The following is a 12,943-nucleotide window of genomic DNA, read 5'->3' as shown; positions in this document are numbered from 1 at the left end:
TACTTTGAAGGAGGGCATTCACGTGCTGCGTTGGAAGTGGGGACAAAAACTGGTGGCCGTCGGCGTGCTTGTTGTTATGCTACTTCTTCCACTGGTGGGCCTGGCGAAACCACTCTATCCGCTGGAACCGGAGACGTTGTTCGAGCTCCTCAAAGGTTCCTACCGCTACCAAGAAGATGGCTGGTGGTTCCTCCACATCGAGGGTGAGCCCTTCGCCCGGGGGTTCCAGTACGGGTTTTACATGGGGCCGGAGATCGAGCAATCCATTGCCCTGCTCAAGGACTATTACGCCCAGGACAACCAGCCGTGGCAGCTCTACCGCAGCATAGCGGAGAAAATGATCTGGAACAAGGTGCCGCACGAATACCAACGGCAGCTGGAGGGGATCGTGGCCGGGGTGCAGACGCGCGGCTACGAGGTGGATATCTGGGACATCACCGCCAGCAATGCGCGCTACGACATCTCCTACTACCTGGGTTACCTCAAGAACAACAAGCTCCCGATCCCGCAGGAGTTCGGCGACTACACCGTTGCTACGCCCGGCATCTACGCTGCCATCGACTCTTTCTTGGCCAAGCAGGCGGAAAGCTGCAGCGCCTTTGCTGCCACCGGCGCGGCCACGCTCACCGGCGAGATGATCCTCGGTCACAACACCTGGACCAACTATGCTCTGGCCAAGCTGGGCGAGAACATCATCGTCCACGAAACACCCACCAGCGGCCACGAGATCCTCTACCAGCCCTACGTGGGCGGTATTTGGAGCGGCCGCGACTGGCTGATGAGCGGGGCCGGCCTGGTGGTGGCGGAGACCACCAACCCGGGCATGAGCTCCTGGTATGACGTGAACGGTATCCCCGTTTTCGTCCGTTCGCGCCAGGCCACCCAGTACGCCGACAACATCGACGAGTGGGTTAAGATCATGGTGGAGAAGAACAACGGCGCCTACTCCAACCACTGGTTGGTGGGCGACGCGAAGAACAACGAGATCGCGGCCCTGGACCTGGGCCTTAAGAAGTACGACGTGCAGCGGACCAAGAGCGGTTTCATCGGCTCCTGCAACTTCCCGCAGACCGAAGCCATCCGCAGCGAGACCACGTACGACTATACCAAACCCGAGGGTTCCTACTGGCGCTTCGAACGCTGGAACCAGCTGAAAAAGCAGTACTACGGGAAGATCACCGTGGAGCTTGGTAAAGAGTTCCTGGCCGACCACTACGACGCTATGAAAAAAGAGTACGGCCCGGACGTGCGCCGTACCCTCTGCGGTCACGGCGAACTGGGCGGCGGGACCTCCGGCGCCGTGGACGGCAAGGTGACCTCCGCCAGCCTAGCCAAGGAGATGAAATTCTGGGCGCGCTTCGGTCACCCCTGCGGCACACCCATCTCCAGCACCGAGTACTTCGCCCAGTATCCGGATAAGAACGCCTGGCTCAAGCCCTGGAACTTCAGCATGCCGGTCCAGGAGTGGACCGTGCTGGGGCCGCGGGGCGAAGGAGGGAAATTGAAAGAGACGCCGCACAACCGCTGAACCATGCTTCGTGTCCTTAAGTAGCCCTCGGTTTGAGCAAAAAGTCCCAGCATAACATGGGGAAGCGCCATGAGCTAATGGCGCATCAAGCAAGACGCCTGCCGCCCCTACCTGCGGCAGGCGTTTTCAGCGTTCTCCACCTGATGAATGCTTCGACACGTTTCGATACAAAAGAGCAACAAGTTGATACCTGACTCCGCAATCAGGCGCTTCGTACTCTCCAACCCTAATCTTGGGGTGTAGTTCGATCCAACTGTCAACGTCACCAAGCTTATGCTTATTCAGACAGCTAGTTCCGAGTTGTCTCCGAGCAACAAGCGCAGGGCCTGGCGATGACCAGTGGAGCGGTAGACCTTGACGTTATGCCCGATTAAGCTGTCTTCAATAGGACCGACGTCCGAGAGACGGCAGTTTTCCAGAATGACAGAGTGCTCGACGCTGACGTTTTTCAACGTACTGCCGGCACCGATGGCGCTGAAAGGACCGATAAAGGAATCTTCGATAATCGTGCCGGGTCCAATGACCACGGGACCTCGCACAGTGCTCCTAAGAACCTGGGCACCCGGCGGTAGCTCCACGCGGCCCATTAGCTTACTTGCATCATCGGTCTCGCCCTCTATACGCCGGACCGCAAATTCATCGAGCACCACACGATTGGCCTCGAGTATATCATCTTTCTTTCCAGTATCCAGCCACCAACCGGATACTTCTTTGGCCGTAACAGGAAGTCCTTCATCCAGCAGTTCCTGTATGGCGTCGGTGATCTCCAGCTCGCCGCGCCACGAGGGTTTGATGCGCCCGATAGCCTGGTGGATGGCGGCGGAGAAGACGTATACGCCAACCAGGGCGAGATCGCTGGGCGGATTACTGGGCTTCTCAACAAGGCGAACAACGTGGCCGTCGCCGGCGAGAACCGCCACGCCGAATTGCCGGGGATCAGAAACTCTTTTAAGCAGAATGGAGGCGGCTACTTCATTCTCATTCCGGAAACTCGCCACCAGCTGTTTTATGCCGCCTTGAATCAAATTGTCGCCCAAAAACATCACGAAAGGCGCTGCCTCCAAAAATGGTTGGGCAGTCATCACCGCGTGGGCCAGGCCTGCAGGTGCCTCTTGCACTATGTAAGTGAAGTTGGCGCCCCAGCGGGAACCATCCCCCAGCGCCGCTTTGATGCTTCCGCCGGTTTCAGGAGAGATGATGATCCCGATTTCGGTAATTCCGGCCGCTACGATTTGATCAATGACAAAGAAAAGAATCGGCCTGTTGGCAACCGGAAGCAATTGCTTGGCGGTTGTATACGTTAGAGGCCGTAAGCGGGTGCCGCGCCCGCCGGCCAGAACTAAGGCTTTCATGGGTTATATCACATCCCTTTTGAAATCGTTACGGTTCAGGCGCTGCTCGTATTGCCGTGCGTAGTACTGCCGGTAGCTACCGGCCTTCACACGCTGCCACCATTCCCTATGTTCCTTGTACCAGCGTACTACTTCCGGGAGCCATTCCTGAAAACGATACTGAGGCTTCCAACCAAGGGCTGCTTTAATCTTTGAGGCGTCAATGGCGTAGCGGCGGTCGTGCCCTGGACGGTCAGGCACAAAGGTGATTAAGCTTTCCGGTAGGTCAAGGGTTTGTAGTATACTGCGTACCACTTCGAGGTTCGTCAGTTCACAGCTGCCGCCAATGTTGTAAACCTCGCCTGGCACGCCGCCAAGGAGCACTGCTTCCAAGGCCCGGCAGTGATCCAGGACATGGATCCAGTCACGAATGTTCAGACCGTCCCCGTATACGGGGAACGGTCGGCCTTCAAGAGCGTTAGTGATCATCAGCGGAATCAGCTTTTCGGGGAACTGGTAGGGCCCGTAGTTGTTGGAGCAGCGCGTAATGAGGACGGGGAGGCCGAAGGTATGGTAATAGGTGCGCGCCAGCAGGTCGGCTGCTGCCTTACTAGCCGCATACGGACTGTTAGGAGCGAGTGGGGCGTGCTCGGTGAAAGGAGGTTCATCGGAGCCTAAAGTTCCATAGACTTCATCCGTGGACACCTGAAGAAAGCGCTTCACGCCGTGCGCGCGGGCGGCGTCGAGCAGTACGTGGGTGCCCTGAATGTTTGTTTCGATGAAAGGAGTTGCGTCATGGATACTGCGGTCGACGTGGGATTCAGCGGCAAAATTTGCAATGGCGTCAAAGGTGTTAGCACTTAAAAGTTGGGTAATGAGGGTTTTGTCGGCTATATCCCCATGCACAAACGTATAACGCGGATCAGGCGCTATGTCGCTAAGGTTTTCGAGATTACCGGCATACGTCAGCTTGTCTAGATTTACTACGTACCAGTTTTCGTGAGCGCTGAGCACATAACGAATGAAGTTGCTGCCGATGAAACCGGCACCGCCGGTGACTAGGATACGCACTATCTTAACTCCTTTCTACGGGCTCCTGGAAGACTTCAAAAGAAAACCCTTGGCTAAGCCTTGAGGTACAAAAGAAAGCGGCTCAGGGCGTCTTGCCACGCTGGTAAAAGGTATCCCACGGTTTCCCGCAGAGGGAAAGAATTTAGGCAAGAGTTCATCGGCCTGCGTGCCGGGCGTAAAAGTTCCCCAGTCCTGATTGGAACCACGTCTACCTGCAAACCGGCCTGCCGGAAAACCTCAACCGCGAACTTAAACCATGTGGTGGAACCTTGATTTGTAACATGATAGATCCCAAATGCACCTGTCTCTACCAGGCTGGAACAAGCGCGCGCAAGATCAAGCGTATAGGTGGGGCAGCCCAGCTGATCGTCGACCACGCGCAAAGGAGCTTTATTTGCAGCCAGGTTTAGCATGGCCGAGACGAAGTTTTTGCCGCCGGGGCCAAAGAGCCAGCTGGTGCGTACCAGGTAGTGGTGGGCTGTGAGCGACCGTACGTAGTTTTCTCCCCAGAGCTTGCTTTTGCCGTAGATATTGAGGGGGTTAGGGGAGTCCCAGACCTCATAAGGTTCGCCTTTTTCGCCATCGAACACGTAATCCGTGCTGATATGAAGAAGTGCGCACCCGGATTCAAGGCAGGCCAAAGCCAGGTTACGGGGCCCCAGCGCGTTTACAGCAAAGGCCGGTCCCGGTTCTGTTTCAGCCTTGTCCACAGCGGTGTAGGCGGCACAGTTAACGACGAGTTGAGGCCGTTGCGCTGCAACGGCTGCTCTAACCGCAGGGAAGTCGGTTATGTCGAGAGTGCTGTGGTCGGTTGCTAATACGTTCCAACCCTTTGCCATAAACTCGTTCACCATGGCCTGCCCCAGCATTCCTCGGGCGCCGGTTATGAGCACGTTCATGGGGCTACCTCATTTGCGTGGCCCAGTTGAAGCCAATGCTGGGGTCGTTGTAGGGCAAACGTTTTTCGTCTGGTTCATTAGGATTGTAAGACCGGGTGGTAAAATAGATGATGATAGCGGGTTTTTCACCCAGCGTCCGGTAACCATGAGCAATGCCCTTGGGGATAAGGAGGAGCTCCGGATTGTCCTCCCCAAGGTAAAACACGTTCGTTTCCCGGTAAGTCGGGGAGTCGGACCGCAAATCGTGCAGCACCACCTGGGCGTTTCCTACGGGGAAAAACCAAAGGTCATCCTGATTCTCGTGGTAGTGAAAAGCCTTGATTACCCCAGGGTAGGTTTTCGACATCGACGCCTGACCGAACCGCTCCAGCAGCCCTTCATCGTCACGCAGGATCTCTTGAAAGAACCCGCGATCGTCGGGGCGGCGAACAAGCTTCTTTGTTTTTACCCCGCTAATCATGGGGTCATAACCCTCCTTCTTGTTTTCCCTCAGTGCCCGTTAAAGCGTTTTGTAGTTCTTGGACCGCGGGGTGGCAAAGCGTTAATCCACACGCCTGGGCTTCCTCGGCGTACCGGTTAAAGACGCCCGCGGGAGCCGTGTCAATGAAGGCGTGGGCCGTGCGATAAACTGCTGCCCCAGCCCGCGGCGGTACAACATCGTTTACTACCAGAAGGAGGCGACCTTCCTCCTCCAAGTCTATTCCTTCACGTGTGGCCCAAGTTTGGAGGCGCTCTAGAATTGAACCGACATCAGGCCAAAGCAGGGGATCGATACGGATCAACAGCCCCACATCAGCTCTGGCCGCAAAAGCTTCATAAAAGGCCTTTACGGCTTCAGTCCAGCGTTCGCCCGGGCGTTCCCAGTCGGGGATGATTAAAAAGTGGTATGAACGCTTATCCAGCAGAGGCACAGGAGCGTCGTTTTCTTCGGCCAATTGCCGAGGGGTTAAGGGACAGTAGTGCCAATCCTTTGAGAAACCCTGGCACAGCATTTCTCCGTAGGGGATTCCGTCCTCTATTTTGGTTTCAGGGGCAACCTGCCATTTTGCTTTCAGAAGCTCAAAGTTCCGCCGCATCAGTTTGGCGTAATCGATGCCCCCGTTGCGGAACGAAACGCTGCCAAAATGATGAACAAAAGCATCATCTGCTATCCAGATCTTGTAACCAGCCAGTTGAGCACGGACACAAAAATCATCGTCCTCAAAATTACCGATACCGAAACGCGGGTCGAATCCGCCGATGGCTTCTATCACTGCGCGTTTGACCAGCATACAAAAGCCGATGGCGCGGATGGCGAAGGAACCCTGGTAAGCATTTTTGCGGGCCAGGGCCCGTGCAAAGCCTTCCATTAGACTCAGGTTGTTTCCATAGGAAGCGGCGGTGCACTGGCTCCCCGAGACGTTGTTGGCACGTGGCCCCACGATGCCCACCTGCGCCGCTTGGGCTGGTCGCAGGAGTAGACGCAGCCAATTAGGCGAAAGCACTATGTCATTGTTCAGGATTACCACGTAGTCGCCCGCGGCAGCGGCCAAGCCTTGGTTACACGCGTACGCGAAGCCTGTGTTGAGCTTATTGCTTATTACCACGACATTCGTATGTTGTTTTTGCAGGCTGGCGAAATAAGAAGCCGTACCGTCTGTAGAGCCGTTGTCAATCAGTATAAGCTCAAATGGTTCCTCAGTGTTACGAAAAACGCTGTCGACGCACCGCCGGGTGTATTCAACATTGTTCCAGCAGGGAATGACAACTGAGACAAGCGGTTGTTTCCTGGTGTCCTCCGCCAGACTGAACATGGCAAGAGGCTTACCTTCGCCATATACCAAGGGGCGCAGGGTTTCACGAAGCCGGAAGGTCACGGCTTGGGGACTGTAATGCTGTGCCACATGTTCAAGCCCTTTTTTACGCAGGGTTTCCCAAGCGGCAGCATTCGAGTATAGTTCCACGACTGCTTGGGCAAAGGCTTGCGGCGTTTCGGCTTCGCGAACATTGACGCGGTCTGTTAACCCCATCCCTTCCGTTCCGATAGGGGTCGTCACCACCGGAAGCCCGGCAGCAAGCGCTTCTGCAACTTTCCCTTTCATCCCTGCCCCAAACCGCAGCGGGGCAATTGAAAGGCGGGCTGAGTTTAACAAGGGACGCAAGGTTGGTACGTGGCCCATTATCTGGACATGTCCGCCGAAGCGCAGAGCGCCGGCTACGGCTTCCCTCAGCGCGTTCGGTACGGGATCGCCGACAATGTACAGGGAAATGTCAGGGATTTGCTGTACAATTGTTGGCCAGCAGTTCTGTAAGAACCATACGATACCGTCGAGGTTGGGTGGGTGCCGGAAGTTACCGACGAACAACAGGCCCTTTCGCTGGTGAAATGAATTTAATGTTGGCTCAGGTTGATGGACGTTGGGCACCACAGAAATCATCTTTGAAGGAAGTTCCTGCATCAGGATGGCTTTTTCTTTTTCGGTAACGGCAATCACCGCGTCGGACTGCCTGTATATCGCCAGCTCTTTCTCTTTCGTGTCCGTCTTTGGACCGCCTTCCAGGTCTGACATGCGCTGCTCGCGCAAGAAGTGGAGATCAACGGTATCGGTAAGGAGAGAAGCGTGCGGGGCAAATGAGCGGACCGTATCCGCAATTGCGGTAGCTATCGCGTAACCCTCAGCCCAAACGACATGAGGTTGGTAGGAAGATAGGAGTACGGCTAGTCTGGCCTTGGCTTCAATAGCAGTCTGCACTGTATTTCCTGTGACAGCGTTTCCTGTACTGGCAATGACGTACACACCGGTAGATTGCAGGATTTTCATGTATTCCTGAAAGCCATGCTCAAAGAAGGTGAAAAAGCAGACGGCATGCCCTTCTTTCTTTAGCAATTGCATTACTTGAAAAATGCGCTGGCTTCCGGAGGCGCGGTCAAACAATGGCGGAAGCTGATCAACAATCAGAATTCGGAGGGGCGGTACCCTGTGCGCCGCCCTCTCTAAGAAGGTTCGGTTCATCGGGTACTGTTGCCGCAACTCATTATTCCACTTTGAACGGAATTTGGCCTGATTAATGGCCTGGTAAGACTTTATGCCTTGATCAAGGCTCTTTCCAGCCGTTGCCCCTTCCAAGTGTACAACTACCGCCCGCGGTTGGTAAACAACACGCCAGCCGTGTTGTCGCAGGGAAAAGCAAAGGTCTGTGTCTTCATAATATGCCGGCGCGTATTGGGGATCGAATCCTCCGACAGTCCAAAAGGCACGGGCTTTTACCAGTAACGCAGCCCCGCTGCAGTAATCAACATCGCGCGGGTAAAGGAACCGAGGATCGTCTTTGTCTTCCCCTCGCCCATAGTTCCAGCCTGAACCATCGGCGAAGACAATGCCTCCTGCTTCTTGGAGTTTGCCGCTCGGGTATATGAGACGTGCTCCGACTGCCCCTACATTTTCAGGTGAAGCGGCCGCCATGAGAGCAGCAAGCCAGCCCTCTTGTACTTCGGTATCATTGTTGAGAAAGATGAGGTATTTGCCACGAGCGCCGGCAGCCCCCTGATTTGCCGCCAAAGTGAACCCCATATTGCCGGCGTTGGAGATGCATCTCACGTCTTGATGCTTTTCCAGGAACTCTCTTGAGCCATCGCTGGAACCGTTGTCGACCACGATTATTTCATAGGCTGAGGCGGGGCCGGAGTTCTTGCGAATGGCTTCAAGACAGCGGTTGATAAGCTCCAAGCGGTTATAATGAGGGATGATGATGGAAACTTGCGGTTCTGTCAGTGTTCGCCGGCCCTTCCGCGGGCCGGCAATGAAAAGTATCTGATAGGCCGTCAGCTCATCGAGTTCTTCTTTCGGTACCTTTCGGGGCAGTTTTAGCCCAGGCAACTCTATTTCTTGGGGCAGGTACAACTCGTGGCCGGTGCCTTGGGCGATGCGTACCCTGGAGTCTGCTACGAAGCGGGTCGAGTATACCTCTAGTCCAGCGTTTTCGATCATCTCTCTGGCACTGTCCAAGGTAAAGAAGCGCAGGTGAGTTCGGTCGAAAATGCCGGCTTCCGTATAACTCCAAGAGCCAGAAAGAAGAAAACCGAGCTCAACGATGTTCCTGAAATTAGGCAGGCTGATGACTACTTGACCGCGATCGCTGAGCAGAGCGGTGAGTTGATTTAGGGTGCTCCATGGATCAACCAGGTGTTCTAAAACATCCGCGCATACGATCACATCAAAGCCGCCGTCAGGGGATTTTATTTGCCCTCGCTTCAGCAATTCTTCAACATTGCCTAGCCAGACTTTGTCTAAAACCTGCCTAGCTTCATTCAATGCCGGCGGAAAGATGTCTACTCCGGCTACAAAACACGCCGAATTCCGCCTTTTGACAGCAGCCCCTAGAGCTCCCGTCCCACATCCTACGTCGAGTACGGATGTAACCCAGTACGGTATGCACGCGAGGATTTCTTCGCGTACCAACCCGTAATAGTTGCTGAGCTGTGACATCAAAGGCCTCCTCTGTTTTTCTACACTTATCTCTACTTGCCCTTACTGCTACATTTATCGACAAAGTGAGCTCTTGGGTAAAGGAAAGTGAGTAAGCTAACTCTAAAGTGCTGTCTCTTTGATGTCGATAAGAAAAGCGGAACCCTGAAATCTCCGGGGCGGCCGACCGGGGGTGAGGGGCAGGCAAGGCCCACCGCATGGAAGCGGGGGCCGAAGAATCAAGGAGGAGGAATAAGAATGGGACTTCGGATCAATGCGAACCTTGAGGCTCTCAATGCGTGGCGGAACCTCACTGTGACCTCGACCAACCTTAGCAAGGCGATGGAAAAGCTTTCGTCTGGTCTCAGGATCAACCGGGCCGGGGACGATGCCGCAGGGCTGGCCATCTCCGAAAAGCTTCGTGCGCAGGTACGCGGCTTGAACCAGGCAGTTAGGAATGCGCAGGATGGCATCTCTCTGATTCAGACGGCAGAAGGTGCTCTTACCGAGACCCACAGCATCCTGCAGCGCATGCGGGAACTGGCGGTCCAGGCGGCAAATGATACGCTAACCACAGCGGATCGCAACGCTATTCAGACAGAAGTTGACAAGCTGCTTGAAGAAATCGATAGGATTGCCAAAACGACGCAGTTCAATGCGCAGCTTCTTTTGGATGGTGGGACACTTGCAACTACGGGCCTGAACTTACAAATTGGTGCAAATGCCGGCCAGAATATTAACGTGAAAATCAGTGCGGCCGATACCGCCGCCATGACGATTTCTGGAATTAGCGTTGCCGATGCTGCTGCTGCTAGTGCTGCCATTGCTTCGCTGGATAGTGCTATCAATTATGTTTCCATCCAGCGCGCCAACCTTGGTGCTGTTCAGAACCGCCTCGAGCACACCATCGCCAATTTGAGCGTGGCTTCTGAAAACTTGACTGCTTCCGAGTCGCGCATCAGGGATGCAGATATGGCCCAAGAGATGATGAACTTCACCAAGACGCAGATCCTACAGCAGGCGGGCGTTGCTATGCTGGCGCAGGCGAATATGGCCCCGCAAGCGGTGCTGCAGCTCCTGCGGTAAGCCAATACAGCGTCAAAGGCGTCCAAATGGGCGCCTTGCTTTTTTCTGCAGCTTTCCCGCTAAACCAACCTTGGGTTTTTACCGATGAATAGAGCAAAAGAGAAGTGAGGAAGGAGAGGCACCGTGGCTGAAGCGTGCTGGGGACGACCATTGCTTTCCCTGTGCATGATTGCAAAAAATGAAGAAGAGAATCTTTCCCGCTGCCTGCGCAGCGTGCAGGGAGCTGTGGACGAGATTATCCTCGTCGATACGGGATCAGAAGATCAGACTAAGGAAATAGCTGCAGCCTACGGTGCGAAGGTACTTGACTTTGCCTGGAACGGCGACTTTGCTGCAGCGCGGAACCGCTCGCTGGAAAAAGCGAGCGGCGAGTGGATACTCTTCTTGGACGCGGACGAAGAGCTGGACCCGGAAAGCAGAGCTGAAATCCGCTCTTTTCTTCAGACGGCTACAGCTGAAGGTTATTACCTGGAGATAATCAGCTACGTAGGGGATAAGCCAGGCCTGGACGCCACAAACCACGTCTTTCCCCGCCTCTTTCGGAACCGGCCTGAGTACCGCTTCAAGGGGGCGCTCCACGAGCAGATAAGCTGCGCAATAAGCGCACAGGGCGGAAGAATTGAACTCAGCCCCTTTAAGGTTTACCACTACGGTTACCTTGACAGGGCGGTTTCAAAGAAAGACAAGATAAGACGTAACATCGCCATACTGCTTCAGGAAGTAAAAGAGAAGCCTGCGGACCACTTTACCCGCTACAATTTGGGTGTAGAATACATCCGGTTGGGCGAGCACGACCAGGCCCTGGTTCAATTTAAGAAAGCTTTTGTCGGCCTTCCCTCGCTGGACGTGGGCTATGCCTCGGTGCTAGTCAAGAACATCGTTGTTTGCTTGAAAGAGCTCAAGCGGTACAAGGAAGCACTGCAGGTTTTGAACGATGCTCTCCTCGCTTACCCCGACTACACGGACCTTACTTACCTTAAGGCGACGGTACTGGCCGCCCGGGGCGAGTACTCGGCAGCGATACGGGCCTATGAGGAATGCCTCGAGCAGGGTAAGTCGAGCTGGCGGCACATCAGCCTGCGCGGTACAGGCGGCTTTCGCGCCCGCTACGGGCTGGCCCAGGTGGCAGAGAGGATCGGGGACGAGGCCACGGCCGTTCAAAATTACACCCGGGCGTTGGATGAGAACCCTCTCTTCCTTACGCCGGTTTATGACTTGGCTCGCATCCTGCTGCCGCGCGAAGAAGTAGAGGCAGTGAAGGCCTTCTTTAGCCGGCATACGAACCTTGAGGATCCAGAGGTCCTCTTGGCCTTGGCTGGGGCTTTTGCGGCGGCAAAGAAATACGCCGAGGCCCTGGAGTATGCGGAGCAGGCTTTGCAAAAAGAAGGTTTTTCGCCGCAGGGGGCCTTTGTTAAGGGAGAAATTCTCCTCAATCTGAAAAGGTACCGGGAAGCCATCGCCGCCTTCGACTCCATCAGGCCAACCGCCTCGCTTTATGAGCCTGCCCAGCTGGATGCTATGTTCTGCCTGTCACTCTTGGGCGAAGAGAAGGCGGCGCAGGAACGGCTGGCTCGAGTGAAGGGCGAGGGCCTGGCCGCGCAAAAGGCAGTGTTCGAGGCGTTTCTCAGCCTCCTGTTTGGTGCTGGGACTGAACTGAAGGCGGAGCCTGGTGAAACGGAAGGTAGGATTGCGCTTGACCTACTGGGAAAGCTGCTTGATCTGCAGGAGTTCGATGCTTTTGCCAAGGCGTTACCCTTGAGTGGATTTGTTGCAGCCCCTCAAAAGGGGCTTCTTCTCGGCAAACTCTACTTCGAGCACGGCTTCAAGGAGTCTGCCGCGGAAGGGCTCCTGGCTGCAGCGCAGGCGGGGCAGGCGGACGCCGAGGCCTTCCGCATGCTGGGGGACATTGCAGCCGAAGCCGGTCAGGATGCGGGACCTTTTTACAGCGAGGCCATTCGCCTGGAACCGCAGAACAGAAAGTATTATTTGGCCTTGGGGGGCTTCCTCACGAAGGAAGGTCGGTTCGGAGAAGCAGAGGCTGTTCTTCTGGCGGGGGTGCGCCACTTTCCTAAGGACGAGGTTATACGGACGACCCTGCGGCTGGTGCGAGCGCTTGGGGGACACGGCAATGAGGGGAATCAAACGGGGGAACCGATCGCACGGTTAGGGTTGCACTAGCGGCCAAATTCGGGAAAGGAGGACAAGCTGTGGAGATTGCAGCGATCCAGGGACAGGGGGCGACCGGAACACGGAGTGAAGGAACGCCGCCGGCGGTAGGCGGAACTGGCGCGCTGACTAAGCCTGCTGACGCGGCAGTTGAAAAAGCGCGTATGGGTGAGGAAACAAAGTTTAACCCCCAAGACGTTGAAGATGCAGTGGCAGCCCTGGATCAGACCGTCCGGGCATTCAGCGAAAGAATTAGTTTCGTACTTCACCGTGAAAGCGGCCGGATGCAGGTGCAGGTAATTGATAATGCGACCCAAGAGATTGTCAAGGAGATCCCACCTACCGCTGTTCTCGAAGTTATTGCCCGTATACGGGAAATGGTAGGGCTTCTCCTCGACGAGAAAGTATAAGGGGGTA

Annotated in this window: 9 protein-coding genes; 4 read left to right on the top strand and 5 right to left on the bottom strand. The window is 55.4% G+C overall.

What is annotated here, in order from left to right:
• Nucleotides 1-22 precede the first annotated feature (22 nt).
• A complete protein-coding gene (locus K5554_RS11510) occupies nucleotides 23-1,528 on the top strand; it encodes a C45 family peptidase (protein ID WP_221038605.1) in 1,506 nt (501 codons plus the stop codon).
• Between the two features lie 281 nt (nucleotides 1,529-1,809).
• On the opposite strand, the gene K5554_RS11505 is transcribed toward K5554_RS11510, so the two are convergent.
• Genes K5554_RS11505 through K5554_RS11485 form a run of 5 tightly spaced genes read right to left on the bottom strand, consistent with a single transcriptional unit; the run spans nucleotide 1,810 to nucleotide 9,295 of the window.
• Nucleotides 1,810-2,880: a glucose-1-phosphate thymidylyltransferase gene (locus tag K5554_RS11505; RefSeq protein WP_221038604.1), complete on the bottom strand. Its 1,071-nt coding sequence runs from the start codon at nucleotides 2,878-2,880 to the stop codon at nucleotides 1,810-1,812.
• Between the two features lie 3 nt (nucleotides 2,881-2,883).
• Nucleotides 2,884-3,930: a dTDP-glucose 4,6-dehydratase gene (gene rfbB, locus K5554_RS11500; RefSeq protein ID WP_370636887.1), complete on the bottom strand. Its 1,047-nt coding sequence runs from the start codon at nucleotides 3,928-3,930 to the stop codon at nucleotides 2,884-2,886.
• Between the two features lie 53 nt (nucleotides 3,931-3,983).
• Nucleotides 3,984-4,829, bottom strand: a complete 846-nt coding sequence (gene rfbD, locus K5554_RS11495; RefSeq protein ID WP_221038603.1) for a dTDP-4-dehydrorhamnose reductase — start codon at nucleotides 4,827-4,829, stop codon at nucleotides 3,984-3,986.
• 4 nt (nucleotides 4,830-4,833) lie between these two features.
• Complete coding sequence (locus tag K5554_RS11490) at nucleotides 4,834-5,289, bottom strand: dTDP-4-dehydrorhamnose 3,5-epimerase family protein (RefSeq protein ID WP_221038602.1); 456 nt, start codon at nucleotides 5,287-5,289, stop codon at nucleotides 4,834-4,836.
• Nucleotides 5,290-5,293: 4 nt separating this feature from the next.
• Nucleotides 5,294-9,295 (bottom strand): glycosyltransferase, encoded by a 4,002-nt coding sequence (locus tag K5554_RS11485; protein WP_221038601.1) that lies wholly within the window; start codon nucleotides 9,293-9,295, stop codon nucleotides 5,294-5,296.
• Nucleotides 9,296-9,532: 237 nt separating this feature from the next.
• Between K5554_RS11485 and K5554_RS11480 the strand changes: the two genes are divergently transcribed.
• From K5554_RS11480 to K5554_RS11470, 3 genes are all read left to right on the top strand, one after another.
• Complete coding sequence (locus K5554_RS11480) at nucleotides 9,533-10,360, top strand: flagellin (RefSeq protein WP_221038600.1); 828 nt, start codon at nucleotides 9,533-9,535, stop codon at nucleotides 10,358-10,360.
• Nucleotides 10,361-10,483: 123 nt separating this feature from the next.
• On the top strand, nucleotides 10,484-12,538 hold the full coding sequence (locus K5554_RS11475; protein WP_221038599.1) for a glycosyltransferase: 2,055 nt from the start codon (nucleotides 10,484-10,486) through the stop codon (nucleotides 12,536-12,538).
• Between the two features lie 29 nt (nucleotides 12,539-12,567).
• A complete protein-coding gene (locus K5554_RS11470; protein WP_221038598.1) occupies nucleotides 12,568-12,936 on the top strand; it encodes a flagellar protein FlaG in 369 nt (122 codons plus the stop codon).
• Nucleotides 12,937-12,943 lie beyond the last annotated feature (7 nt).

It is taken from the genome of Gelria sp. Kuro-4, from assembly GCF_019668485.1.
In the GTDB taxonomy this organism is placed as follows: Bacteria; Bacillota; DTU030; order DUMP01; family DUMP01; genus DUMP01.
This window is presented reverse-complemented; position numbering and strand designations above follow the sequence as displayed.